We start from the raw sequence: 25,778 nt of genomic DNA, 5'->3' as shown, positions 1-25,778 counted from the left end.
GGTCTGTGTGCTTCGCAGGCGCGGAAAACGATACCGGATTTGCAGCGATGAGAGCAGCCGCCCCGGCAGCCCAAGAGACAGAGCAACCAACTACGCAAGAGACCGCCGTCGCCCCCGGCGCCGACGACGCGGCGGCGCTGAAGAAGCTGGCAAAGCAGGCCGGTGACGCCGCGCAGCTCCTGAAGATGCTCGCCAATGAAAAGCGTCTGCTGATCCTCTGCTTTCTTGCCGTGCGCGGCGAGATGACGGTGGGCGAGCTGGTCACTGTCGTGAATCTCAGTCAGTCCGCACTGTCGCAGCATCTGGCGAAATTGCGCGCCGACGGCCTGGTGGAATTCCGGCGAACCTCGCAGACGCTGCATTATCGCGTTGCCGACCAACGCACACTGCGTCTGCTTGGGGTGTTGAAGGAGATATTCTGCGGCGATCTGAAGTGATCGCTGCGCCACTGATTTTTCGGGACCGAACTGCGATGGCTGAGCATGTGGCGGAATTCGGCAAGGATGGCCGGCCGGTCGAGCCCGACGGCCGGCTCGACGCGGCGGCATTCCACCGCAACCACGAACCGATCTGGGCGGTGCTGCAAAAATTCCTCACCGGCAAATCCGGTAACGCGCTGGAGGCCGGCAGCGGCACCGGCCAGCATGTGGTGCATTTCGCAAAGCACACGCCCGACATCACCTGGTGGCCGAGCGATCTCAATGAACGACATCTCAGGAGCATCGAAGCGTGGCGCACGCATGCCGGCTTTCCGAACATTCGTTCTCCGCTGCGGGTCGATCTCGTCGATCCGGCCTGGTGTCCGGCGATGCATGACGGCAGCGGGCCGGGCAAACTGCTCGCGGTGTTCTGCGCCAATGTGATCCACATCGCGCCCTGGCGCGTCGCCGAGGGCTTGTTCGCCGGCGCGGCGCGCTATCTCCGCGATGACGGACGGCTGTTTCTCTATGGCCCGTTCAAGCGCGACGGCAAGCACACCGCTATAAGCAACGCCGTGTTCGACACCAGCCTGCGCGAGCAGGACGCCGAGTGGGGCGTGCGCGATATAGCCGACCTCGAGCAACTCGCCGCAAGCGTTGGCCTCACGCTGGTCGAAACCGAGCGGATGCCCGCCAACAACATGATTCTGACGTTTCGGCGATTGCACGGGTCAGCGTAGGCGCTTTCCGCACATCATTGATAGGCGAGGCACCACCCAACTCCGCGAAGCCAGCAGCGCTCATCCGGAATGGATTGGTCGCGGTACAGTCGCGTGACTTTCTGCCAGCCGCCGCGGGCAAACGCTTCGGCGAGAGCTCGTTCGGACGCCTCGTCGCGGCTGCCGGTGCAGGGGAAGATCGCAACTGGCGAGATCCAGTTTGCAAGATAGTCCGCAGCTCTTCGCTCAATTCGGAACACTGCGCCGGCACTCGCGATGCGCTCCGGCGCGATGCCGCCAAATCCCTGATCTGACGTTATCGGCATGATCAGGCGGCCGCCATCGGCAAGGCTGTCGAGCCAAGGCGTGGCAGGCCGTGTGCAGCCGGCATTGACATAGATGACATCGGCGGCATCGAAGGGCACCTGTGCGCCGTCGCCCTCGATCACGGCGACATTCGCGTAGGGCGCCAGGCCGGCTCTGGCGCGGGCCGCGAGGGCTCCATCATATTCGATCGCCGTAACCCGCCCTGACGGTCCGACCAGGTGCGCGAGGATGGCGGTGTAATAGCCCGTGCCCGTTCCGACATGCACCACGTGCTCGCCGACGGCGGGTGAGGCCTGGTGAATGAGATGGGCGTGCAACGACGGCTGCCCGTTGTTGACGCCCCGCTCGGGCACGAGCGCGACCAGATCGTCGGTATAGAGGTAAACGGGATCGGCGTCGGGTGTCGAAACGTAGTCGCGTAGCCAGCGCCGCACCAGCCACGGACCGCGCCCAAGAAAGTCCTCGCGAGGAATGGTCGCAAACGCCTGAGCCAGGCGCGCATCGGCAACGCTTGCAGCAGCAAGGACCTGCTTGGCGTAGGCCGCACGAATGATGCGGAGTTCGGCTTGCGCGTCCATTTTGCCTCTCCTCCTGGATCATGTTAACATTGATGTGTGATTTGACACACCATCTTGTGTGTTAAATAGCACAACTACCATGGGGAAGCCAGAGTGAAGAAGCGGCTCTATCCTGCAGTGCTGGAACGCGGTCCGCGCGGAGCGCTCGGCGCGTGGTTTCCCGATTTCCCGGGTTGCGTCGCTGGCGGGCGATCGCAAGAAGAGGCGATCGAGAAAGCGGAGGCCGCGCTGGCGCGAGCGGTGGACGAAATGGCAGAGCAGAGCAGGTCGCTACCGGAGCCAACGCCGATCGAACAGATCGCGCTGCCGAGGGGTGCCGACGTCGTCGCCTACTTCATTGTCGGGGTCGACCCGCCCGATCCGTCCGAACGCGTGAACGTCTATCTGCCGAAGAGCCTGATTGCGCGGATCGACAAACGCGCCACGGAGCTTGGCATGAGTCGTTCCAGCTTCTTCGGCTTCGCTGCCACGATTGCACTTGATTGGAGTCCGGGCTTTCCGCATGGTGGCCTTGGGCATCCTCGTTCGAAGGTCCACAAGACAGGCGCGGTGCAAGCTGGGAAACGAGCAGGCAAGAAGCGGTCGTGATACGACAGTTGCTTGCGCCCGTCGCATAGCGCGCGCCCGTTTGCGTCGGTTGATCGCGCCGCCCGGTGTCTTCATAGTGCCGCGGAATCAATCAATGAGGCTCCCGGCCCGGGGCCTGCCGGGCGGGAATGCCGATGCTGGATACGACAGCCACCGAACAGGTATCAAACGACGCTCGCGCGCGCGCCAACGTGCTGCGGCTCGCTGCGGCTCAGGCGCTGACCGGCGCCAATTCGGCGGTGATTTTCGCCACCGGCTCGATCGTCGGCGCGACGCTGGCACCGACCATATCGCTCGCCACCGTGCCGCTGTCGATGTACGTGCTGGGGCTCGCCGCCGGCACGCTGCCGACGGGCGCGATCTCGCGCGCCTATGGCCGCCGTGTCGCGTTCATCATTGGTACCTTCTGCGGAATCCTCACCGGTGCGCTCGCCGCCGCCGCCGTTCTGTACGCATCGTTCTGGCTGTTCTGCTTCGCGACTTTCCTCGGCGGCCTCTACGGCGCAGTCGCGCAGTCCTATCGCTTTGCCGCCGCTGACGGCGCCAGCACAGCGTTCCGGCCGAAGGCCGTCTCCTGGGTGATGGCCGGCGGCGTGTTCGCCGGCGTGCTCGGTCCGCAGCTCGTGCAGTGGACCATGGATATCTGGCCGCCTTATCTGTTTGCGTTCAGCTTCGTGGTGCAGACGTTCGTCGCGCTGGTGGCGACGGCGGTGCTGTGGGGCGTCGACGCGCCGAAGCCGGCACCGTCGGACATGCATGGCAGCCGGCCGCTGTTCGAGATTGCACGGCAACCGCGCTTCATTGCCGCGGCGCTGTGCGGCGTGATTGCTTACCCCATGATGAATCTCGTCATGACTTCTGCGCCGCTCGCCATGAAGATGTGCGGGCTCACGGTGAGCGATTCCAATTTCGGCATCCAGTGGCACATCGTGGCGATGTACGGCCCAAGCTTCTTCACCGGCTCGCTGATCGCGCGTTTCGGTGCACCGACAATCGTGGCACTTGGCCTGACCCTGGAGGCCGCCGCTGCCGCGATCGGCCTTTCCGGCATCACCGCGCTGCATTTCTGGGCGACGCTGATCGTGCTCGGCGTCGGCTGGAATTTTGCGTTTATCGGCGCCTCGGCATTGGTGCTGGAGACGCATCGGCCGCAGGAGCGCAACAAGGTGCAGGCGTTCAACGATTTCCTGATCTTCGGGATGATGGCGCTGGGGTCGTTCTCGTCCGGCCAGTTGCTGGCGCATTACGGCTGGTCGATGGTAAACATGGTGGTGTTCCCGCCGGTGCTGCTCGGCCTTGCGGTGCTGTCGTTTGCGTCATTTGCCAAGCGTCGCGCGAAGTTGCAGGCGGTCAACGAGATTCCAAGTCCGAGTGTCTGATTACCGGAGATCCCATGCCGTCGCGCGCCCGTCTCGATGAGTTCATCGCCGCCGTCGTCTCCGGCGATCATGCCGGCGCGATCGAGCGCTTCTACACCGAGGACGCCAGCATGCAGGAGAACGCCGCTCCGCCGCGGGTCGGCCGCGACGTGCTGGTGGCGCATGAGCGCGCGGTGTTGGAGCGGGTCAAAAGCGTGACCTCGACCTGCGTGACCTCGATCGTCGAGGGCGACCATGTCGCGATTCACTGGATTTTCGACTTTGTCTTTCATTCAGGCAAGACCGGCCGGTTCGACGAAGTCGCGCTGCAGGAATGGCGCGGCGACAAGGTTTGGCGCGAGCGGTTCTTCTACGATCCGTCGAAGCCGACCTAGCTGCCACCTGCTGACAGTTCGGCCGGCACCGAAGCAATTGGCTTGCGGGTCTGCTAACCTTCTCCGTCATGGCCGGGCAAAAGCGCGAAGCGCGTCTTCGCGCTAGGTGTCCCGGCCATCCACGTCTTTGACCGCCGCAGGAAGGACGTGGATGCCCGGGACAAGCCCCGGCATGACGACGTGAGAAATAGCAAGAGAAGCAAACGACGTTGGACGCTCGCAACTACGCCACCATCGACGAGACCTCGATCCGCTACGACGGCTGGCGCATAGTCGTCGTGTGCTTCCTGCTGGCAACCTTCGGCTGGGGGCTCGGCTTCTACGGCCAGAGCGTCTACGTCGCCGAGTTGCAGCGGCTGCACGGCTGGCCGGCGTCGCTGATTTCGTCCGGCACCACGTTCTTCTATCTGTTCGGCGCGCTGCTGGTCGCGTTCGTCAGCGAGGCGATCAAAGCGTTCGGTCCGCGCAATTGCCTGATCGCAGGCACGTTGGCGATGGCCGTGGCGGCCATCTCGATCGGTCAGGTGCGCGAGCCTTGGCAGCTTTACCTCGCCAATGCCGTGCTGGCGTTCGGCTGGGCCGGCACCAGCCTCGGCATCATCACCAATACGCTGGGGCTGTGGTTCGACAACAAGCGCGGTATGGCGATCAGCCTGGCGCTGAATGGCGCGAGCTTCGGCGGCATCGTCGGCGTGCCGCTGCTGGTGACCGCGATCGGCTATTTCGGTTTCTCTGGCGCGATGATGGCGTCGGCCGTCGTAATGGTTGCGTTGATGGTGCCGGTGATCCTGCTCTTGGTCGGACGGCCGCCGCTTCACCTGAGTACGGGCGGGTTAGAGGCTGCCGGCGCGCCGTCGCCGACGCAAATTCGCGCACGCGCCTTTCGCGACATCGGCTTTCTCTCGGTGTCGTCGGCGTTCGCACTGGTGCTGTTCGCGCAGGTCGGCTTCATCGTCCACCTGATCGCGTTTCTGGATTCGGTGATCGGCCGGCAGCAGGCGGCGATTGCGGTGGCTCTGTTGACGGCAATGGCGGTGGTTGGCCGTGTGCTGTTTTCTTTCGTGATCGACCGGATGAACCAGCGGCTGGCGTCCTCGCTGTCGTTCGTCAGCCAGGCGGTGGCGCTGCTCATTGTCATCAATGTGCATAATGATTACGTGCTGATCGCCGCCTGCGCGCTGTTCGGCTTTTCCGTCGGCAACCTGATCACATTGCCGGCCCTGATCGTGCAGCGCGAATTCGATCCGCGTTCATTTGGTGTCCTGATCAGTTTGATCACGGCGATCAACCAGATCACGTATGCGTTCGGTCCCGGCGTGGTGGGATTGCTGCGGGATCTGTCGGGTAGTTACGTGCTGCCGTTCTACGGCTGCATCGGAGTCGAGCTGACGGCGGCGGTGTTGATCATGATCCGCGGGCGCGGCCCTGCGCGCGTCCAGTAGCGGCGAACGATTTGCGCGGCGGCCGCCGCGTCTTGCTTTCGCCAATAGCGCCTGACGCCGCAGCCCGCAGCAGGCGGCGGAAGGTGGGACACTCCATGTGGCTCGGGGCGGGACAGGCGGCGGCGTGGCGCAGGCCGTCGCGCATGGCGTTGAGCTTGCGGATCGTCCGCTCCAGCTCCTCGGCCTTGGCCGCCAGCATCCGCCGGTCGATGCGCGGCCGGCCGTCGGGTGCGAACATCCTGGCGATCTCATCGAGCGAGAAGCCGGCGGCACGCCCGAGCGCGATCAGCGCCAGCCGGTCCAACACGGCCGGATCGAACAGCCGGCGAAGGCCCCGCCTTCCGCGAGAGGCGATCAACCCCTTCTCCTCGTAGAAGCGCAGGGTCGAGGCGCGAACGCCCGACAATCGAGCCGCCTCTGCGATATCGATGTCTCTCATGCCTTGACCTCAAGTTGACTTGAACTGGCAGAGTGCAGCCATCCGCGCCCATTTGGCAAGCCAGGAAACAGCTCCAACAAAAGGAAGAGATCATGAATGTCGCGCAGCAGCCAGATGACGAACAGGCAAGACTATGGAACGGCCCCGCCGGACGTGGCTGGGTCGAGGCACGGCACGTGCTCGAGGAGATGTTCAAGCCCTTCGAGGATTTGCTGGTCCAGGTGGTCGCCGAGGCCGCAGCGAGCTGCGTGCTCGACGTCGGCTGCGGCACGGGTGCCACGACGCTCGCCGTCGCCCGGGCACTCGGTACCAAGGGATACTGCACGGGCATCGACCTCTCGGAACCGATGATCGCCGTGGCACGCGCCCGAGCGGCGCGGGACGGCCAACCTGCAAGCTTCATCTGCGCCGACGCCGAAACACACGGCTTCGCGCCCGCAAGTTTCGACATGATCATTTCGCGCCTCGGCGTCATGTTCTTTGCCGACCCCGTGCAGGCGTTCGCCAATCTGCGCCAGGCGGCACGGCCTGACGCGAGGCTGCGCTTCATCGCCTGGCGGGGTGCGGCGGAAAATCCATTCATGACGACGGCCGAGCGGGCCGCAAAGCCGTTGCTGCCCGACCTTCCCGCGCGTCGAGCCGAAGGGCCGGGGCAGTTCGCCTTCGCCGACCGGCGCCGAATCGAGACCATTTTGGCGGCGAGTGGCTGGACAGCGATCGACATCCGGCCGATCGATATCGTCTGCAGCTTTCAAAAGACGGAACTCGCCCGCTACGTCGGCTGGCTTGGACCGGTCGGCCTGTTCCTTCAGGGGGCGGATGAAGGCACCCGTGCACGGGTGATCGAAACCATCAGCACCGCCTTCGAGCCCTATATACGCGGGCCAGCGGTCTCCTTCACCGCGGCGTGCTGGATGGTGGCAGCGCAGGCTCCAACGGAGGCCATGCATGACTGAAGCGGCACATTATCTGACATCAGCGGTGCTGATCGGAGCGGGTGCAACCGTCGTGATGGACATCTGGACGATGATCCGGCAGCGGCTGCTTGGCATTCCGTCCCTGGACTATGGTCTGGTGGGCCGCTGGCTCGGCCACCTTGCGCGCGGGCGCCTGCGCCACGACCGGATTGCCGCGTCGCCGCCGCTGCGGGGCGAGCGACTGATCGGCTGGTCAGCGCATTACCTGATCGGGATTGTGCTTGCCGGCGTGCTGCTTGCGTTCTTCGGCCTCGATTGGGCTCGCGATCCGACGATCGGCCCGGCACTGTTGGTCGGGATCGGCAGTGTGGCCGCGCCGTTCCTGGTGATGCAGCCCGCCATGGGTTTCGGCATTGCCGCGAGCCGCACGTCGCATCCGGCAGCCGCCCGACTGCACAGTCTCGTCACGCATGCGGTGTTTGGCGGCGGTCTCTATGCCGGCGGCTGGGTTACGCACCTGGTGCTACGGTGAATCGCATTGGCCTACGCCTCCCGCTGCCGCAGCAAGTCCTCCAGATCCAGCCGCTTGGTGAACATCGCGAGCGATCCGTCGGGCGCGCGGGGCCATTCTTCTTTCGGCCGGTCACGATAGAGTTCGACGCCGTTCTGGTCGGGGTCGCGCAAATAGAGCGCCTCGCTGACGCCGTGGTCGCTGGCGCCGTCGAGCTCGATGCCGGCCTGGATCACGCGGTAGAGCGCATCCGCCAGCGCTGCGCGGGTGGGATAGAGAATGGCGGTGTGAAACAGGCCGGTGGTGCCCGGCGGCGGCGGATGGCCGCCTTTGCTTTCCCAGGTGTTGAGGCCGATGTGATGGTGATAACCGCCGGCCGATATGAACGCGGCGCCAGAACCCATCCGCTGCATCACCTCAAAGCCGAGCACGCCGCAATAGAAGCCGAGCGCGCGTTCGAGATCGGCGACCTTGAGATGGACATGCCCGATCCGCGTGCCGGCGACGATGGGTGGGGATTGGGGCATGTTGTGACTCCGTTTGGAAGCTTGCGTGCCCCGGATGCCGCGCAGCGCGTCCGGGATCGCGCTTTGCGCGACTCCGGCGGTGCGCTGCTAGGCCGGGGCCCATGCTGCGCGCCGAGATGGGTCCCGGCTCTGCGGTGCACCGCGTCCGGGACACGTAGGCGCCGATCTTCATCACACAAGATCCGATACCTCGCCGTCCGGCAGCCCGAACTCGAACGTGTTCAGCGTCATCGAGACCATCGTGTAGTAGCCGCACAGCCCGATCACCTCGACAATCCCGCGTTCGGTGAGCACTTTTACCGCTTCCTCATACAGCGCTTGCGACACGCCATGGCCCTCATGCAGTGACTTGGCGAGATCATAGATCATCTGGCCCTTGGGGTCATCGAAGGTGGGCGTGCGACGGTCGCGGATGTCCTCAATGATTTTCGGGTCCATGCCGCCCTTCAGCGCCAGGCGCTTGTGCGCATACCATTCGTAATGCGAGGTCCAGTGCCGCGCAGTGACGAGAATGGCAATTTCCGAAAGCTTGGCAGGAAACATCGTGTTGAAGCGGAGCTGCTCGCCAAGCCGCGTAGCGTGCCGCGCCATCTCCGGACTGTTGAGCCAGGCCATCATCGGCGCCGGCGGGGCGCCGCGCTTGCCGGCGATGGCCTCGTCGTAGGTTTCTTTCTGGTCGGCGCTCATTTCGCCAGGCGAAAGCAACTTCAGCCGCATGCCGGTTTCCTCTTGTTTTTCAATCGTTATCGCCTAGCGCATACACCCGATCGGACAGCGTGACCACCGCCAGAGCGGCATGGGCTGATGTCAGACATATATTGAATTCCGCAACGCGAGGGCTAAGGTCGTGTCCAAACATTCCCACATGGAAACGCCTGATATGTCCGATCTGGAAACATTCCGCCGTGAAACCCGCGCCTGGCTGGAGGCCAATTGTCCGCCGGAAATGCGACGGCCGATGACCTCCGAAAGCGACACCTACTGGGGCGGTCGCAACGCCAAATTCTCCTCCGAGCCGCAGCGCGTCTGGTTTGAGCGGATGCGCGACAGGGGCTGGACCGTGCCGGATTGGCCGAAGGAATATGGTGGCGGAGGGCTGGAGCCTGCCGAGCACAAGGTGCTGCGCGAAGAAATGGCGGCGATGGGCGCGCGCTCGCCGCTCTCGAGCTTCGGCATCTGGATGCTTGGGCCGGCGCTTTTGAAGTACGGCACCGAGGCGCAGAAGAAGGAACATCTGCCCAAGATCGCCGCGGGCCTGATCCGCTGGTGCCAGGGCTATTCCGAGCCGAACGCCGGATCGGACCTCGCCTCGCTGCAGACCCGCGCCGACAGCGACGGCGACGATTACATCATTAACGGCCAGAAGATATGGACGTCCTATGCGAACTATGCCGACTGGATCTTCTGCCTGGTGCGCACCGATCCCACGGCGAAGAAGCATGACGGCATCAGCTTCATCCTGTTCGACATGGCCTCAAAGGGCGTCTCGACCAAGCCGATTCTTCTGATCTCCGGTTATTCGCCGTTCTGCGAAACCTTCTTCGACAATGTGCGGGTGCCGAAATCGCATGTGGTGGGCCAGGTCAACCGCGGCTGGGATGTTGCAAAATATCTGCTGCAGCATGAGCGCGCGATGATCTCGGGCACTGGAGAGCGCGGCATCGGCCGTCCGCTCGGGCAGGTCGCCGCCGACTCCGTCGGTAGCGATGATTCCGGTCGGCTCGACGATGCGATGCTGCGCAGCCAGGTTGCGGCGTTCGACATCGACGAGGCGGCGTTTGCGGCCGTGGCTGAGCGCGCGATCGATCTCGCCAAGGCCGGCCAGTCGCATCCGGCGTTTTCATCGGCGATGAAATATTACGGCACCGAGCTCAACAAGCGCCGACATGAAATCCTGATGTCAGCCGGCGGCATTGATTCGCTGGAATGGGAAAGCGAGCGCTCCAGAGGCGGCGCACGTCCACGCGCCTGGTTGCGCACCAAGGCGAACTCGATCGAGGGCGGCACCAGCGAGGTGATGCTCGGCATCGTCGCCAAGCGCATCCTCGATCTGCCGGGGGCGTAGCACCGCCTCCTCCGTCGTCCCTGCGAAAGCAGGGACCCATAACCACCGCTGTCTGAGTACTGTGACGCTAGCACCATTCATAATCGATAAGCCGCGGCGTATGGGTCCCTGCTTTCGCAGGGACGACGAAGTAGCTTAATTCTCTTCTGAAACGGAATTCATCGATGCCCCTCGTCCTCACCGAAGAACAATCCATGCTGCGCGACAGCGCGCGCGGCCTTATCAGCGACAAGGCGCCGGTGTCGCATCTGCGCAGCTTGCGCGACAGCAAGGACGAAACGGGCTTTTCCCGCGAGCTCTGGAAGGCGTTTGCCGAGATGGGCTTTTCCGGCCTGCTGGTGCCCGAAAATTTCGGCGGCAGCGGGCTCGGCTGCGTCGAGGCCGGCATCGTGATGGAGGAAATCGGTCGCACTTTGATGCCGTCGCCGTTCCTGTCGACCGCGGTGCTGGCGGTATCGGCACTGTCGCGCGGTGGAAGTGACGCGCAAAAGTCCGCACATCTGCCGAAGATTGCGGACGGATCGCTGCTGGCGGCGCTCGCGATCGATGAAGGCGCAAAACATCGCCCGCTGCAGATCAATTTGCAGGCGGTGCGCTCCGGCAACGGCTTCAAGCTGAACGGCGCGAAGGCGCTCGTGGTCGACGGCCACACCGCCGATCTCCTGATCGTCGCGGCACGCACCGGCGGCGCGGCCGGCGAGCGCGATGGTCTGACGCTGTTTCTGGTCGATCCCAAGGCGAAGGGAGTTGCGATCGAACGCACGGTGATGGTCGATGCGCATAACGCGGCGCGGATCGAATTCAGCAATGTCGACGTCAATGCCGATCAGGTGCTCGGCGAGGTCGACCAGGGCGGCGCGTTATTGGAGGGCGTGCTCAATATCGGCCGCGGCGCGGTAGCTTCCGAAATGGTCGGCTTGAGCGAAGAGGTGTTCGGCCGCACCGTCACCTATCTCAAGGAACGCAAGCAGTTCGGCAAACTGATCGGCGAATTCCAGGCACTGCAGCACCGCGCCTCCCAGCTCTATATTGATATCGAGATCACCCGCGCGGCCGTTCTGAAGGCGCTGCAGACCCTCGACGGCGATTTCGAGCGCGCTGGCGCCGCGGTCGCGGTTGCCAAGGCACGCGCCGGCACCACGGCGACGCTGGCGGTGCAAGAGGGCGTGCAGATGCACGGCGGCATGGGCATGACCGACCAGTTCGACATCGGCTTCTTCATGAAGCGCGCCCGCGTCTGCCAGGAATTGTTCGGCGACAGCAATTACCACGCTGATCAGTTGGCGCGGATGAAGGGGTATTGATCGTCCCGAAGCGGCGCGTCATGCACCGCTGTCATCGCCCGGCCTTGTGCAATTGCGCACTGGGACCGGGCGACCCAGTATTCCAGAGACGGCAATGCTTGAGCCGATGGGCCGCGGCGTACTGGGTCACCCGCTTTCGCGGGTGACGACAGTTTGTGGTGGTTGAGAGACCTACCGTATCGGCGGGGCGTACTGGATGCCGCCGTTGCTCCACAGCGAATTCAGGCCGCGCGGGATCTTCAGCTTCGATCCCTCGCCGACATTGCGGTCGTACATCTCGCCGTAATTGCCGACATGGCGGATGATGCGGGCGGCCCAGTCCTTGGGCAGGCCGAGATCTTCGCCATAGGCGCCTTCGGTGCCGACCAACCGCATCACATCGGGCTTCTTCGACTTCAGCGCCTCGTCGATGTTCTTCGAAGTGATGCCGAGTTCCTCGGCGTTGATCATCGCATACAGCGTCCACTTCACGAGCATCATCCAGTCGTCGTCGCGCTGGCGCACCACGGGCGCGAGCGGCTCCTTGGAGATGACGTCGGGCAGGATGACATGATCGCTCGGCTGGATCAGGTTCAAGCGGAGCGCGTAGAGCTGGGAAACGTCGGCGGTGAAGGTGTCGCACTTGCCGCCCTCATAGGCTTTGAGCACGTCTTCCAGCTTGGGAAACTTGACCTCGGTATACTTCATGTTGTTGGCGCGGAAATGGTCGGCGACATTGAGCACCGTCGTTGTGCCCTCCTGCACGCAAACCTTGCTGTTGTTGAGGTCCAGCGCGGAATCGATGTTGCGCGAGCGCGGCAGCATGAAGCCCTGGCCGTCATAATAGGCGACCGCCGGGAAATAGAGGGCGTAGTTGCTCTCGCGGGACATGCTCCAGGTCGTGTTGCGGGAGAGGATGTCGACCTTGCGGCTCTGCAGCTCCTTGAAGCGCTCGTTGGCATCCAGCGCTACGAATTTCGCCTTCTTGGGATCGTCGAAGATCGCCGCGGCTACTGCGCGGCAGAAATCGACGTCGAAGCCGGTCCAGTCGCCCTTGTCATCGGGGATCGAGAAGCCGGGCAGGCCCTTGTTGACGCCGCACAGCACTTCGCCGCGCCGGATGGTCCGCTTCAGCGTCTTGGTGTCGTAACGCTCATAGGTGATCGCGCCAGCCGCAATCGCGATTGCGACAGCCAGCCCAATCAGGAGGCCGCCTCGAAATGTCCGTAGCATTTTTTGAACTCACTAAGTCGGAGGGAATGGATCGGCCAGAGCGGCCGCGTCGCAATTACAGTTCCGGCTTCTGCCGGATAATCACCTTGGTACCGACAGGCACGCGCTCATAGAGATCGGTGACGTCGGCGTTGACCAGCCGGAAGCAGCCGGACGAGACGGCGGTGCCGATGGTGTCGGGCCGGTTGGTGCCGTGGATACGGTAGACGGTGGTGCCGAGATACATCGCGCGCGCACCGAGCGGGTTGCCGGGGCCGCCAGCCATGAAACGCGGCAGATAGGGCTGGCGCGCGATCATCTCCGGCGGTGGCGTCCAGTCCGGCCACTCCGCCTTGCGGGTGATGTTCACAAGCCCCTGCCATTGAAATCCTTCGCGGCCAACGCCGATGCCGTAGCGCAAGGCACGGCCGTTGCCCTGGATCAGGTAGAGGTGGCGCTCGGCCGTGACGACGATGATGGTGCCCGGCGCTTCGTTGGTGCGATAGAGCACCGCGGTCTTCCTGAACTGCGGATCGAGTTCGACGGATTCATCGGGCAGCAGACCGGGCTGGTCGCCGACATCGGGCTGCCGCGTCTGCGCCTGGCTCTGAGAAGCTGAAAGGACCAGACCGCCGGCGGCGATCACCATCCAGATCAGGTGCCGAAATTTTGTCATCGCAAAAATTCTCCTTGTTGGCGCGGCGGCCAAATGGTTGGCGCTTTGGCAAATCAGCGGAACCATCAAATCTCAGGGCTGGCTTGATGGCAAGTTTAGGGCGAATGCGGCGGATACGTGACTGAAATGTCGTCCATTTTCGTGGTCCACCAAATTCATGGGATATCCCGCCTGCCTTATTTCGGCGCGATCCACAGCCGCAGCAAAAACGAAATCAGCACGACGGTGCCGACGCCGCCGAGCCAGAGCGCGGCAAACCACAGCAAGCGCTGCATCAGAGGACGACGGGCCGGCTCGTTGGGCTTCAATGGTATCCACTCTCGGGTTTGACCTTGCCGCGAAAAACCCAATAGGCCCAGGCGGTATAGCCGAGGATCAGCGGGATCAGCCCGGCGACGCCGACCAGCATGAAGAGCTGGCTGTTTTCCGGCGCCGCCGCCTGCCAGATCGTGATGCTCTGCGGCACGATATAGGGATACATGCTGATGCCGAGCCCGGCATAGGACAGCGCGAACAACGCCAGCGTCAGGAAGAACGGCTGGTAGTCGTATTTGTTGGCGAGACTGCGCAGCAACAGGGCGGTGACTACAGCAACCGAAATCGGTACCTGTGCCGTCATGAGGACGTTCGGCCAGGCGAACCAGCGCTCGGTGTACTGTATATGGAGGAACGGCGTCGCGATGCTGACCGCGCCGATCGCGCCCAGCATCGTGAGCAAAAATATCCAGCTCAGATGATAGGCGCGGTCACGCAACTCGCCTTCGGTTTTCATGACCAGCCATGTCGCCCCGAGCAGCGAATAGCCGATCACGAGCGAGATGCCGGTCAGAATGCTGAACGGCGTCAGCCAGTCCCACCAGCCACCGGCATAATGCCGTCCTTCGACATGCACGCCTTGCAGGATAGCGCCGAGCGCAATGCCTTGCGCCAACGTTGCCAGCAACGACCCGCCGAAAAAGGCGATGTCCCACCTGTTTCGCGCCTTGGTCGTGCGCCAGCGGAATTCGAAGGCGACGCCGCGGAATACGAGGCCGAGCAGCATCGCAATCATCGGGGTGTACAGCGCCGGCATCAGCACGGCATAGGCGAGCGGGAAGGCCGCCATCAGGCCGCCGCCGCCGAGCACCAGCCAGGTTTCGTTACCGTCCCACACCGGGGCGACGCTGTTCATGATGACGTCGCGGTCGCGCTTGTCCGGAAACAGCGGAAACAGAATGCCGAGCCCGAGATCGAAACCGTCCATCACGACATAGACGAACACGGCAAAGGCGATGATGAAGGCCCAGACGGTGGCGAGGTCGACCGCGATGTTCATGAGCCGACCCCCTGGGCAGCCGGCGTGATGCCGGCGGTGCGGATCGGCGCCTCGTGTGATGACGGCCCCTCTTCACCCGGATGCGGCGGCGCCGCCATCAGGCGCAGCAGGTAGATCACGCCGGCGGCGAACACCGCGAAATAGACGATGATGAAGGCGATCAGCGAGGAGGCGACGGCCGGTGCCGCCAGCGGCGAGGCGGATTCAACCGTGCGCAGCAATCCATAGACCGTGAACGGCTGGCGGCCGACTTCGGTGGTGATCCAGCCCGCGAGCACGGCGATGAAGCCCGCGGGGGCCATTGCGACCGCGAACATGTGCAACAGCCGGGAATCGTAGAGCTTGCCCTGAATACGCATCAACAGGCTGAACAAGCCAAGCGCCAGCATGAGCAATCCCATGCCGACCATGATCCGGAACGACCAGAACGTGATGGCGACCGGCGGCCAGTTTTCGCGCGGGACCGTGTCGAGGCCGGCCATCGGCGCGTCCGTCGACTGTTTTAGAATCAGCGATCCCAATTTCGGCACTTCGACCGCATAGTCGACCCTGCCGGCGCTCTGATTGGGCAGGCCGAACAGGATCAGGGGCGCGCCGTCCTTGTGGCTCTCGAAGTGGCCCTCCATCGCCATGATCTTCACCGGCTGGTGCTCCAGCGTGTTGAGCCCGTGCTGATCCCCGGCGATGATCTGAATCGGCGCCACCAGCGTCGCCATCCACATCGCCATCGAAAACATCACGCGCGGGCCGGCGAGGTGCCGATCGCGCAACAGGTGCCAGGCACCGACTGCGCCGACCACCAGTGCCGTGGTCAGATACGCCGCCAGCACCATGTGCACGAGACGGTATGGGAACGACGGATTGAAGATCACTTTCAGCCAGTCGGCGGCGATGAACTGACCGGCCTCATTGACGGTGTGGCCGGTCGGCGTCTGCATCCAGGAATTGGCCGACAGAATCCAGAACGCCGAAATCAGCGTCCCGATCGCGACCATCAGCGTCGCCAGAAAATGCAGTTTTGGACCGACGCGGTTCAGGCCGAACAGCATCACACCGAGGAAACCCGCTTCGAGGAAGAATGCGGTGAGCACCTCATAGGCCATCAACGGCCCGATCACCGGGCCGGTCTTGTCGGAAAAGGCCGACCAGTTGGTGCCGAACTGGTAGGACATCACGATGCCCGACACCACGCCCATCGCGAAGGCGACGGCGAAGATCTTCAGCCAATAGTTGAACAGGTTGATGTAGACCTCGCGCCCGGTTGCGAGCCACAGCGCTTCGAGCACGGCGAGGTAGCTGGCGAGCCCGATCGAGAAGGCGGGAAATATGATGTGGAACGACATCGTGAAAGCAAACTGCGCCCGGGCCAATACGACCGCATCCCAGCCTTCGAACATCGACACCACCCGTCGCTAGTTTCGCCGGCCGCAATCTTTTTTTAAAACTGGATGACAGTTTTTCGGAGATCGCGCCCGGACCCGGCGCGGAGCCTACCACGCCGGGTGCGACGATAGTACCCGCGCGCGCTGCGCGGATCGGCATTTCAGCTATTCGCGTTCAGGAGCCCGGCGACCGTGCGCTCGATCTGCTCGTATTGACCCTCGCCATCGTGCTGGAATACGATCTTTCCGTTCTGGTCGACGATGTATTGCGCCGGCCAATAGCGGTTGCGGTAAGCGTTCCAGGTTCGCGAGTCGTTATCTTGCGCCACCGGATAAGTGATGCCGTGCCGCTTCAGCGCGGCCTGAACGTTGGACGCAGACCGCTCGAACGGAAATTCCGGCGTGTGAATGCCGACGACGACGAGGCCACGGTCCTTATATTTGGCGTAGAGCGCGGTGACATGCGGCAGCGTGTTCACGCAGTTGACGCAGCCATAGGTCCAGAAATTCACCAGCACAACCTTGCCGCGGAGATCGGCGAGCTTGAGCGGCGCCGAGTTGAACCAGTTGCCGAGACCGACGAAATCGGGCGCGGTGGCTGGCGCCGCGGCGACGGTAAGCGGCGTTTCCAGCGCGCGTGGCGCCTCGCCACTGGCGGCAGGTAACGCTGAACCCGCGAGAGATGCTGCAACGATGGCAGCCGATGCGGCGAGCGAACGTAGATTCATGGCAATCTCCATTGCATCAGAGGCCGATCTGGCCGTTGGGGTAAAATCCGGTCAGCCACGACACGATCAGCGTGTCGTATTGGAAGTAAGACAGCAGCGCGAAGGCTATGACGACGATGCCGAATCCCTGCTGCAGCCGCGGCGCGATCCGTGCGACGCTGCGAACGCGGGTGGTGACGGCCTGGCCGCCATAAGCGATCGCGAGCATTGGCAAGCCCGCGCCGATTGCGTAGACGACCAGCAGCAGGCTGGCCCAGGCGGTGTCGTTCGACGTGGCGATGACGGTCAGGATCGAGCCGAGGACCGGTCCGGCGCAAGGCGTCCAGACCAGGCCGAGTGTCGTGCCGAGCACGAAGCCGCCGATCATTCCCTGCCGGGAGGCCGCCGCAGCGCCGGCGAAGCCGCCGATGCGAACCGACAGCCATTCGAACGGCGCCGGCCAGATCATCAATAATCCAAAACCGACTAGAAGAATCGCGGCGGCGTTGCGCAGATGATTGGGATCGAAATCGAATGCGCGCGTGATCGCGCCCAGCAGCAATGCCACCATCGAGAATGACATCACAAAGCCGAGCGCGATCATTGCCGGCCGCGCCTTGCCGGTCTGGCCGACCGATGCCCCGAGGAGGATAGGCAGCACTGGCAGCGTGCAAGGCGCGGCCACAGTGACGACGCCTGCGAGCAGCGCGAGTACGAGATTGAGCATCGAAAGCATCCATCACCAGTCCCGGCGAGACATTGCCGGGTGCATGATGGACTTCGCGGTGACGGGGCGGGGCGTTACGCCAGCGGCGCTTCAGCCGGCGTCACGTCCGTGTGAGACTCGTTCGGCCCGCGTACACGGAATCCGGAGCCCAAAACAGAGCGACCCGGCTGGGGGGCATCCCGGCCGGGTCGTTGGAGGTCGCTTGGGAGTCTGGAGCTTGGGAGGTAAAGAAGCATTCAGCGGGGGTCTCGCTGTCGTAGGAGATCACACAGATCTCCTTGGGACTCTTGGTGCCGCAATCGACCACCTGTTCGCGCACGAACGTCGAACCGGCGTCGCGCTGAGCGCGAGGCTGAACGTTCTGGGCCGACAGGGTGGCCAGGGTTGCGACGGCGCCGAGCGGGACGATGAAAAAGCGGAAGGACGGCTTCAGCATGTTCGCTCTCCTGTTCGGCGTTGGCGTTTACGTCGGTGGTGATCGGTATAGGGGGTGAGCTTTTCCGGGTGATGTCGTGAAATGTTTCATTTGTTTCGTCGGAAGTAATCTTTGTCCGTCGAACCCGGCCCGTTTTTCCGTCCCTATCACCAATCTAACTGTTTGAAATCGCTTGTCTTTAGGCGGCGATGCTGTCCACGCCGGCGCCCTTAAGCAACTCGGCCAATTGTTTGCGGGCATAGAACATGCGGGTCTTCACCGTGCTCTGGGGGATACCGATGATCGCGCCGGCCTCTTCCACGGACTTCTCGTGGTAGTAGACTAGGTTGATGATCTCGCGATGTGCCGGCGACAGCTTGGCGACGCAGGCGCGCAGGATGGCGCTGGTGTTGCTGCGGTCGAGCGAGGCTTCCGGCGTGTCGGCCTCGTCGGCGATCTCCAGCACGTCGTCCTGCTCGATGTCCTCATGCTTGCGCTGGCGCAGCGCAGTCAGCGCCTTGAAGCGGGCGATCGACAGCAGCCAGGTCGAAACCTGCGAGCGGCCCTCGAACTGGGCGGCGGTCCGCCACACGTCGAGGAACACCTGGCTGACGAGGTCTTCGGCCATCGTGGTGTCACGCACCATGCGCAGCACGAAGCGGTAAACCCGGACGTTATGACGGGAGTAAAGTACATGCATCGCCGTGCGGTCGCCCTTGGCAATACTCTGCAGCAGCGTTTCGTCCGATGTCGCGCGGGCGGCGGCAATCGACTTCTTGGCTGCGGCGTTGATGGCGATGACGTTCGACATGACAGGCTCCCCTTGCGCCACGAGGTGCGGCGTTCCGTTGGGAGAATTGTTAATGAGCCTCCGTTTCGGGATGTCTGCTCGAAAAGGGGAAAATGGTTTCGTGCGGGAGAGAATTGTTTCGTTGCAGGGCCCGCGACGAAACATTCGGGGACAAAATGCCAGTAATTTCAATATGCGGAAAATTGGAAGAGATGAGATTTGGGTCCCGGAACAAATCCCGTCGTCCCGGACAAGCGAGCGTAGCGAGCGCGATCCGGGATCCATAACCACCGATGTTGATTATCGAAATACGCTGGAGCCCCAGCCAGGCGAAATTACGAACGCCTGTGGTTATGGGCCCCTGCGTTCGCAGGGGCGACATGTTGAGATGTCCTCGCCTCTATTCCGTCGTCCTTGCGAACGCAGCGACCCATAACCGCAAGGCGTTATTGTCTGGAAAGGATATCTAACCCAGCGGGTCAAAATAACCGCCGCGGCGTATGGGTCCGTGCGTTCGCATGGACGACAAAGAAAGCCTAACCCTTCTCGCCGCTCGGCGAGAACAGGTAGCCGCCGCCTCGGATGGTGCGGATCACGGCGGGCTTGGTGGGGTCGATTTCGATCTTGCGGCGGATACGCATGATGCGCAGATCGACGGCGCGGTCGAAGGCTTCGGCGTCGCGCGCATTGGCCAATTCCAACAGCCGCTCGCGCGACAACACCCGCTTCGGATTCGCCGCGAACACTTTCAAGAGGCCGAATTCGGAGGCCGTCAGCGGATGCTCGTTGCCTTCGTCGTCGCGCAGCGCCTGGGCTTCGAGGTCGAGCCATTTGGTGCCGAACCGCACCAGTTGTTCCTTCTCCGCCTTGGCCGCCGCGGGCTCGGGCGTCGCCGTCTTGGCAGGCGTGCTGCGGCGAAGCACGGAGCGGATGCGCGCCATCAGTTCGCGCAGCTCGCAGGGCTTTGCGATGTAGTCGTCGGCGCCGAGTTCGAGGCCGACGACACGGTCGATCGGGCTTGCGGTCGCCGTCAGCATGATGACGGGGACGTTGATGCGGCTCTTGAGGTCGCGAATGATCGAAAGCCCGTCTTCCTCGGGCATGTTGAGGTCGAGCACGACGAGGTCGGGCACGGCGTTCTCGATCTCCTTGCGCAGGCTCTTTCCCCCGTCGCACAAGGTGACGCCGAAGCCGTGCATCTTGAGGTAATCGCCGACCATCTCGCGGGCCGGCGCCTCGTCGTCGACGATGAAGATATGCGGGCTCTGGGTCATGTCGTCTCTGTCGCAGGCAGTGTAACCGTAAATGTCGATCCCTGCCCGGGTCCGGCACTTTCCGCAGTCACATGGCCGCCATGCATGTCGATAATACGTTTGACGATCGACAGACCGAGGCCGGTCGAGCTTTCGCCGGCGGTCGGCTTGGCCGAGAGCCGCTGGAAGCGGCCGAACAGCCGGCCGAGATCCTCCGGCGAAAGGCCGGCGCCCTGGTCGGCGATGCGAATCACCGTGTCGCTGCCTTCATGGCTCACAGTGACCGTGATCTTGCCGCCGATCGGCGAATACTTGATGGCGTTGCTGACGAGGTTGTCGATCGCCTCGCGGATCCGGTCGGCGTCGCACATGGTAACGATATTCGGCGGGGCTGACACCGTGACGGCCTGCTGCTTGTTGACGGCCGAGGGCAGGTTGGAATCGGCGACCTCGGTCACGAGCGCGGCGACATCGACCGGTTCGCGGCGGATGGTGATGTCGAAGGCATCCGCCATTGCATCCGAAATCAGGTGATCGACCATCGAGGTCAGGCGTTTGGTGGCATCCCTGATGTGCTCGACCTGCGCGGTGACGTTCTCCTTCGGCGAGCCCGCGCCGATCAATTCGGTCAACATCTCGGTGCGGCCGAGGATCACGCCGAGCGGGTTCTTCAAATCGTGCGCCACGGTGCCGAGAATTTCGTTCTTGAAGCCGTTGGCGCGCTGCAGCCGCAGCCACTGCGCCGAGAGCCTGCGGTTGGCCTGCATCAGCGCGCGGGTGCGCTGGGCGACGCGGTCCTCGAGCTGGGTGTTGGCCTCATGCAGTTGGCGATAGAGGATGACGTTGTCGAACGCGATCGACAGCCGGCTGGAGAAAATCTCGACCAGCGCGCGGTCGGTATCGGAAAGCTGGCGCTCGGCCTGCAACAGCACCACCACTTCGCGGCCGCTGCCGGTCCGCAAGTACAGCACGCTGCGGTGGTCGGCGAATTCGTTTTTGCGGCGCTGGAAGGCGGCCTCCACCATTTGCCGCAAGTCCGGATCGAGCGCCTTGGAGCTGGTCGTGCCGATGAACCGGCTGTAACAGCCCGAGCCCGCCAGCACCGAGAATTCGCTCCCCGGAGCGCCGTCGTCGCGCAGCACCAGAATGCCGGCGCAGTCGACATTGAGCAGCGAGGCGAGCTGCGTCAGCACCCCTTCCGCCAGCCGCTGCATCGATTTGAAATCGTACAGCGTCGAGGCGGCGTCGATGATGATTTCAAGCCCGCGCCTTGTCTGCACCATGCGCTCGAGCTGCTGGTAGCTGCGCAGCGCCGCGGTCAGCGAGGTGAACAGCTTGTCGGCTGTCAGCTCGGTCTTGGCCTTGTAGTCGTTGATGTCGTACTGGACGATGACGCGGCGCTCGGGCGCCTGCCCGGGCTGGCCGGTGCGCAGGATGATGCGGACGGTCTCGTTCTTGATCTCGTTGCGGATGTATTCGACCAGCTCCAGGCCCGCGACGTCGGTCTCCATGATGACGTCGAGCAGCACGGCCGCGATGTCCGGATTGTCGCGCATCAAGATGCGGCCTTCGGCCGCGGAATAGGCTGACAGGATCTCCAGCGTTGCGCCGTTGAGACTGTAATCGCTGAGCGCAAAGCGCGTGCCCTCGTGCACGGCGGCATCGTCGTCGATGACGGCGATCTTCCACTTGCGCGCGGACGAGTCCTCCGGAGCCAATCCGGTATCGTCGATCAGGTGGAGGACATCGTCCTGTTCGGCCATTGCGAAGTTCCGTCGGCTGCTGTCTGGTCTGTACTCGTGGATCCGGCTGTCGATCCGCCCCTGGCGACTTTCGGCATGATAATGCGGAATGTGGTGCCTTGTCCCAGCCTTGACTCCAGCATCATCCGGCCGCCGAGCTGTTGAGTGACAAGATTATAGACGATATGCAAGCCCAGTCCGGTGCCGCCCTCGTTGCGGCGCGTCGTAAAGAACGGGTCGAACGCCTGCCGTTGCACGTCCGGCGTCATTCCGGCCCCGTTATCGGCAAAGATGATCTCGACATCGTCGCTGCCGCGCGCCCGGGCCGAGATCGTGATCGCGCCGGAGCGGCCATCAGCAAAGGCATGATTGGCGGCATTGAGGAAAAGATTGGTTAATATCTGGCCGTACGAGCCGGGATAGCCGTCAATGACGAGCCCTTCCGGCACCTCGACCGACAGCGTGATCGCCGCTTTCTTCAACACCGGCCTTAAGCTCGCGACGATCTGGTCGGTGGCCTCGCTCAGGTTGAATTGCCGGCGCTCGGCGTGCGAGCGGTCGACCGCCACCTGCTTGAACGACTGGATCAGCTCGCCGGCGCGGTGCAGGTTCGCTACCAGTTGCTGGGCGGCGTCGCGCGAGCTCTTGACGAATTCGTCGAGCTTGGAGCGACGGAGCGGCCCGGTCCGCAACTCGGATTCGAAGGTTTCAGCCCGGCGCGCAAAGCTCGACGCCACCGTCAGGCTGATGCCGATCGGGTTGTTCACCTCATGGGCGACGCCGGCGACCAGCCCGCCGAGCGCCGCCAGCCGCTCGGCGTCGATCAGGTTCTGCTGCGCGGTGTTGAGCTCGAGCAGCGCGCTCTCGGCTCTTTCCTTCGAGGCGCGCAGTTCGTCCTCGGTCTTGCGCTTGGCGATGGCGTTCTCGCGGAAGACGTCCACCGCACGCGCCATGGCGCCGACCTCGTCTCTCGCGGTGGTGCCCTGTACGCGGCGATCGTAATTGCCCGACGTGATTGCATGCATCGCCGCCAGGATCTGCTGCAGCGGCAGACGGATCGAGAGCGCGATCAAGACGCCGGCGGACAGGATGATGCCGAGGAACATCACGGCGATCGACAGCACCCGGCGCGAGATGCCTGACAGCGTCTTGTCAAAAGTCTCCTGCGCCTTTTGCTCGCGCTGGCGCATCTTGTCCGATAGCTCGTCGATAACCGCAATGGCCTCGGCCTGGCTGGCATCGATGGTATTGCGCAAGAGTTCGGTCCGGACCGCGAGCTGTTCGGTCAGTTTGGCCATGCCGTCGCGCAGCGCCACGGTCCGGGCCTGCAACCGCGTCAGTGCCATGCGCTGCAAATCATTATCTGCCAGATCGGTCATCATGGGGATGGTCTTCTCGATCGTCTCGGTATTCCTGCGGGCGTCCTCGGCGGAGCCTGAGGCGGGCGACAGGTAATAGGCGTTGGCGGCAACCAGCATGGCCGTAAACGCCTCGCGCGATTTGCCGAGCGCGGGCCAGATCTGCGCGTCGCGATGCCCGGTGGCGCCTTCGATGATCGAATACAGCCCGGCCATCTCCCGGGCCGGTCCCAGCACCTGCTGCTCATAGGTCTTGGTGATGGTGGCCTGCACGGCGCGCAATTCGCCGAAGCCGTTGAGGAAACGGTCGGTGACCTGTTCGAGCCGCTCGACTGACCCCGATAGCATCGGGTCGTTCGAGGCGCGCGTTGTGAGCGTGCCCAGTACGGCCTCTCGCAGCAGCAGGATCTCGGCGAACAGCTCAGGGCTTGGCTGGTTGATGTAGCGGTGGATCAGGTTCTGCAGCCGGCTGGTTTCGCTTTCGAGGTGCGCCAGGATCTTGTCTGATTCCCGCACCTGCCGGACGTCGTCCCATGCAGAGCCCAGCACGTTGGCGCCGTTCCAGATCAAGACGGCGAGCACCATGACGACGGCGGAGTTCAATCCCGCGATCGACAGAATGCGCCATCGGATCGGCACCGCGCGGAGCCATTGGACGACGTGAAAGCGCCCGCGCGCGGCGAAGCTCGCCGGCCGTTCCGCTGGTCGCTGCTGTTGCGGCGCGCCGGTCAAATCCACTCCACTCTGCGAAGGCGCCCGACCAATAACGGCGCCACCGTCCCGATCAATGCAACGTTGGTACGGTGGAGATCGATCGCACCGGTCCAGGTCTGTCCGGAACGGTCCTGTTCCGCGCCGCACGGGCGGGAATGGAACATTTCGATCCGATCCCTGTCGTTTCGGGGATCGGCGGCAGGAAATCCGCGCGCAAAAACGCCCGTTGAGACCGCCGTAAGCAACAGCGCGACAACAAGCACCAAGGTCCGCGAAAGGTTGGCGCGGCGATACACAGGCGACAAATCCCCTTAGAGATGGAGTCTGCAGCGGGGAGAAAAGGTTCAACGCAATTTTAGCAGAATTTGCCGATGCTTGGCTATTGGTAGCATGGCGGTGCGGGGTCTATCCTGGGGTTACCCTGATGCGCCGGCTGCAATCTTTAATTGTGCATTGCAGTGATGTCGGCGGATTGAAACCGCGGTCGCGGGGATTTATGAGGGCGCGGCGGCGGGGTACATCGCTCGCGCGGCAGAGCAGGATGATCACCGGTGAAATCGGCCTTGAGGTTCTTGCAACTCGCAGCGCTCGCCGCCATGGCGCTTGCGTCCCCCGCCCACGCCGCCACGGAGATCATGTGGTGGCACGCGATGTCGGGGGAACTCGGCAAGCAACTCGAAAAGCTGGCGGCCGATTTCAATGCGTCGCAGTCCGACTACCGGATCGTGCCGACCTACAAGGGCAACTACACCGCGACGGTGACGGCGGCGATCTTCGCATTCCGATCGCGAAGCCAGCCCGCCGTCGTTCAGGTCAACGAGATCGCCACCGCAACCATGATGGCGGCAAAAGGGGCGATCTATCCGGTGTTCGAGTTGATGCGCGACCAGTCGGAGCCGTTCTCGCCGGAGGCATATCTGCCGGCCGTGACCGGCTACTATTCCGACGTCGCCGGCAATATGCTCTCGTTCCCGTTCAATGTCTCGACCCCAATCCTCTACTACAACAAGGATCTGTTCCGCGCCGCCGGCCTCGACCCTGAGGTGGCGCCGAAGACCTGGGCCGAGGTCGGCGCCGCGGCGAAGCGCCTGCGTGCGGCTGGCTCGCCCTGCGGGCTCACCACATCCTGGCCGTCGTGGGTCCATGTCGAGAATTTTTCCGCCTTTCACAATCTGGCGCTGGCAACCCGGGGCAACGGCTTTGGCGGTCTCGATGCCGAGCTGACCTTCAACAATCCGGACGTGGTTCGGCACATCGCGCAACTCGCGGAATGGCAGACGACGAAAGTTTTCGACTATAGCGGCCGCGGGGAATTGGCCGAGCCGCGCTTTCAAAAGGGCGAATGCGCCATCTTCATCGGCTCTTCCGGGACTCGCGCCGACATCAAGGCCAATTCCAAATTCGAGGTCGGCTACGGCATGATCCCATACCGGCCCGACATCGCCGGCGCCCCGCAAAACTCGATCATCGGCGGCGCCACGCTATGGGTGCTGCGCGACCGGCCGCACGCCGAATACACCGGCGTTGCGCGGTTCTTCGCCTATCTCTCCAAGCCCGAGGTTCAGGCCGCCTGGCACCAGAACACCGGCTATCTGCCGATTACCCGCGCCGCTTTCGATCTCACCCGCGCGCAGGGCTTCTACGATCGCAATCCGGGCACTGCGATCGGAATCGAGCAGATGACTTTGAAGCCGCCGACCGAGAATTCGAAGGGAATCCGGCTTGGGTCCTTTGTGCTGATCCGCGACGCCATCGAAGACGAGCTGGAGCAGGTCTTCAGCGGCAAGCGCACTGTGCAGGCGGCGCTCGACGCCGCCGTCGAGCGCGGCAACCGCCTGCTGCGCCAGTTCGAGCGGGCCAACCCGGATCGGTAATCTCACAGCGTCATTGCGAGCGCAGCGAAGCAATCCATCTGTCTC

27 protein-coding genes are annotated in these 25,778 nt (G+C 63.4%); 11 read left to right on the top strand and 16 right to left on the bottom strand.

Annotated elements, in window-relative coordinates; all coding sequences use genetic code 11:
• Positions 1–47 precede the first annotated feature (47 nt).
• Both V1273_RS32500 and V1273_RS32495 read left to right on the top strand, forming a co-directional pair.
• Entirely contained in the window at positions 48–437 is a 390-nt protein-coding gene (locus V1273_RS32500; protein WP_334411966.1) for an ArsR/SmtB family transcription factor, read from the top strand.
• Positions 438–472: 35 nt separating this feature from the next.
• The gene (locus V1273_RS32495) at positions 473–1,159 is read left to right on the top strand and encodes a DUF938 domain-containing protein (protein WP_334411965.1); all 687 of its coding nucleotides are present in this window, start codon (positions 473–475) and stop codon (positions 1,157–1,159) included.
• A gap of 14 nt (positions 1,160–1,173) precedes the next feature.
• Here the strand turns inward: V1273_RS32495 and V1273_RS32490 are convergent, their stop codons facing one another.
• Positions 1,174–2,043: a protein-L-isoaspartate O-methyltransferase family protein gene (locus V1273_RS32490; protein ID WP_334411964.1), complete on the bottom strand. Its 870-nt coding sequence runs from the start codon at positions 2,041–2,043 to the stop codon at positions 1,174–1,176.
• Positions 2,044–2,136: 93 nt separating this feature from the next.
• Here V1273_RS32490 and V1273_RS32485 point away from each other — a divergent pair, with 93 nt between their 5' ends.
• The 4 genes from V1273_RS32485 (at position 2,137) to V1273_RS32470 (ending at position 5,826) form a co-directional block, all read left to right on the top strand.
• The gene (locus tag V1273_RS32485) at positions 2,137–2,631 is read left to right on the top strand and encodes a type II toxin-antitoxin system HicB family antitoxin (RefSeq protein WP_334411963.1); all 495 of its coding nucleotides are present in this window, start codon (positions 2,137–2,139) and stop codon (positions 2,629–2,631) included.
• 134 nt (positions 2,632–2,765) lie between these two features.
• Positions 2,766–4,010: an MFS transporter gene (locus V1273_RS32480; protein WP_334411962.1), complete on the top strand. Its 1,245-nt coding sequence runs from the start codon at positions 2,766–2,768 to the stop codon at positions 4,008–4,010.
• A gap of 14 nt (positions 4,011–4,024) precedes the next feature.
• Complete coding sequence (locus V1273_RS32475; RefSeq protein WP_334411961.1) at positions 4,025–4,384, top strand: nuclear transport factor 2 family protein; 360 nt, start codon at positions 4,025–4,027, stop codon at positions 4,382–4,384.
• A 209-nt stretch (positions 4,385–4,593) separates the two neighbouring features.
• On the top strand, positions 4,594–5,826 hold the full coding sequence (locus V1273_RS32470) for an MFS transporter (protein WP_334411960.1): 1,233 nt from the start codon (positions 4,594–4,596) through the stop codon (positions 5,824–5,826).
• Here the strand turns inward: V1273_RS32470 and V1273_RS32465 are convergent.
• Positions 5,789–6,265, bottom strand: coding sequence for a helix-turn-helix domain-containing protein (locus V1273_RS32465; protein ID WP_334411959.1), 477 nt, complete (start codon positions 6,263–6,265; stop codon positions 5,789–5,791). The genes V1273_RS32470 and V1273_RS32465 overlap by 38 nt on opposite strands.
• A gap of 92 nt (positions 6,266–6,357) precedes the next feature.
• Between V1273_RS32465 and V1273_RS32460 the strand changes: the two genes are divergently transcribed.
• Positions 6,358–7,221 (top strand): class I SAM-dependent methyltransferase, encoded by an 864-nt coding sequence (locus tag V1273_RS32460; RefSeq protein WP_334411958.1) that lies wholly within the window; start codon positions 6,358–6,360, stop codon positions 7,219–7,221.
• A complete protein-coding gene (locus V1273_RS32455) occupies positions 7,214–7,714 on the top strand; it encodes a DUF2938 domain-containing protein (RefSeq protein WP_334411957.1) in 501 nt (166 codons plus the stop codon). Before V1273_RS32460 ends, V1273_RS32455 begins: the two co-directional genes overlap by 8 nt.
• Positions 7,715–7,725: 11 nt before the next feature.
• Here V1273_RS32455 and V1273_RS32450 read toward each other — a convergent pair whose 3' ends face one another.
• Complete coding sequence (locus V1273_RS32450) at positions 7,726–8,220, bottom strand: VOC family protein (protein WP_334372248.1); 495 nt, start codon at positions 8,218–8,220, stop codon at positions 7,726–7,728.
• Positions 8,221–8,391: 171 nt separating this feature from the next.
• Positions 8,392–8,937, bottom strand: a complete 546-nt coding sequence (locus V1273_RS32445; protein WP_334411956.1) for a carboxymuconolactone decarboxylase family protein — start codon at positions 8,935–8,937, stop codon at positions 8,392–8,394.
• Between the two features lie 163 nt (positions 8,938–9,100).
• On the opposite strand from V1273_RS32445, the gene V1273_RS32440 reads away from it, so the two are divergent.
• Positions 9,101–10,285 (top strand): acyl-CoA dehydrogenase family protein, encoded by a 1,185-nt coding sequence (locus tag V1273_RS32440; protein WP_334379936.1) that lies wholly within the window; start codon positions 9,101–9,103, stop codon positions 10,283–10,285.
• A gap of 164 nt (positions 10,286–10,449) precedes the next feature.
• On the top strand, positions 10,450–11,589 hold the full coding sequence (locus V1273_RS32435; RefSeq protein WP_334365415.1) for an acyl-CoA dehydrogenase family protein: 1,140 nt from the start codon (positions 10,450–10,452) through the stop codon (positions 11,587–11,589).
• Between the two features lie 171 nt (positions 11,590–11,760).
• Here V1273_RS32435 and V1273_RS32430 read toward each other — a convergent pair whose 3' ends face one another.
• The 12 genes from V1273_RS32430 to V1273_RS32375 form a co-directional block, all read right to left on the bottom strand.
• A complete protein-coding gene (locus V1273_RS32430; protein WP_028351901.1) occupies positions 11,761–12,801 on the bottom strand; it encodes an amino acid ABC transporter substrate-binding protein in 1,041 nt (346 codons plus the stop codon).
• Positions 12,802–12,856: 55 nt separating this feature from the next.
• Entirely contained in the window at positions 12,857–13,456 is a 600-nt protein-coding gene (locus V1273_RS32425; protein ID WP_334379938.1) for a L,D-transpeptidase, read from the bottom strand.
• Between the two features lie 176 nt (positions 13,457–13,632).
• Positions 13,633–13,731: a DUF2474 domain-containing protein gene (locus tag V1273_RS32420; protein ID WP_334379939.1), complete on the bottom strand. Its 99-nt coding sequence runs from the start codon at positions 13,729–13,731 to the stop codon at positions 13,633–13,635.
• A 29-nt stretch (positions 13,732–13,760) separates the two neighbouring features.
• Positions 13,761–14,771, bottom strand: coding sequence for a cytochrome d ubiquinol oxidase subunit II (gene cydB, locus V1273_RS32415; RefSeq protein ID WP_334365412.1), 1,011 nt, complete (start codon positions 14,769–14,771; stop codon positions 13,761–13,763).
• Positions 14,768–16,168, bottom strand: coding sequence for a cytochrome ubiquinol oxidase subunit I (locus V1273_RS32410; RefSeq protein WP_334411955.1), 1,401 nt, complete (start codon positions 16,166–16,168; stop codon positions 14,768–14,770). The genes cydB and V1273_RS32410 overlap by 4 nt, the downstream gene beginning before the upstream one ends.
• Before the next feature lie 146 nt (positions 16,169–16,314).
• Complete coding sequence (locus tag V1273_RS32405; RefSeq protein WP_334365409.1) at positions 16,315–16,881, bottom strand: thioredoxin family protein; 567 nt, start codon at positions 16,879–16,881, stop codon at positions 16,315–16,317.
• A gap of 16 nt (positions 16,882–16,897) precedes the next feature.
• Positions 16,898–17,587: a cytochrome c biogenesis CcdA family protein gene (locus V1273_RS32400; protein WP_334365408.1), complete on the bottom strand. Its 690-nt coding sequence runs from the start codon at positions 17,585–17,587 to the stop codon at positions 16,898–16,900.
• Positions 17,588–17,687: 100 nt separating this feature from the next.
• Positions 17,688–18,023, bottom strand: a complete 336-nt coding sequence (locus tag V1273_RS32395) for a hypothetical protein (protein WP_334411954.1) — start codon at positions 18,021–18,023, stop codon at positions 17,688–17,690.
• A 178-nt stretch (positions 18,024–18,201) separates the two neighbouring features.
• Positions 18,202–18,813, bottom strand: a complete 612-nt coding sequence (locus V1273_RS32390; protein ID WP_334411953.1) for a sigma-70 family RNA polymerase sigma factor — start codon at positions 18,811–18,813, stop codon at positions 18,202–18,204.
• 515 nt (positions 18,814–19,328) lie between these two features.
• Positions 19,329–20,066 carry a response regulator gene (locus V1273_RS32385; RefSeq protein WP_334411952.1) on the bottom strand — a complete coding sequence of 246 codons (738 nt, stop codon included), beginning with the start codon at positions 20,064–20,066 and terminating at the stop codon, positions 19,329–19,331.
• Positions 20,063–21,808, bottom strand: coding sequence for an ATP-binding response regulator (locus V1273_RS32380; RefSeq protein WP_334365404.1), 1,746 nt, complete (start codon positions 21,806–21,808; stop codon positions 20,063–20,065). The genes V1273_RS32385 and V1273_RS32380 overlap by 4 nt, the downstream gene beginning before the upstream one ends.
• Positions 21,778–23,784, bottom strand: a complete 2,007-nt coding sequence (locus tag V1273_RS32375; protein ID WP_334412305.1) for a sensor histidine kinase — start codon at positions 23,782–23,784, stop codon at positions 21,778–21,780. Before V1273_RS32375 ends, V1273_RS32380 begins: the two co-directional genes overlap by 31 nt.
• Before the next feature lie 626 nt (positions 23,785–24,410).
• Between V1273_RS32375 and ugpB the strand changes: the two genes are divergently transcribed.
• Positions 24,411–25,733 (top strand): sn-glycerol-3-phosphate ABC transporter substrate-binding protein UgpB, encoded by a 1,323-nt coding sequence (ugpB, locus tag V1273_RS32370; RefSeq protein ID WP_334411951.1) that lies wholly within the window; start codon positions 24,411–24,413, stop codon positions 25,731–25,733.
• Positions 25,734–25,778: the final 45 nt, after the last annotated feature.

The organism is Bradyrhizobium sp. AZCC 1721 (genome assembly GCF_036924715.1).
Taxonomy (GTDB): Bacteria; Pseudomonadota; Alphaproteobacteria; order Rhizobiales; family Xanthobacteraceae; genus Bradyrhizobium.
This window is presented reverse-complemented; position numbering and strand designations above follow the sequence as displayed.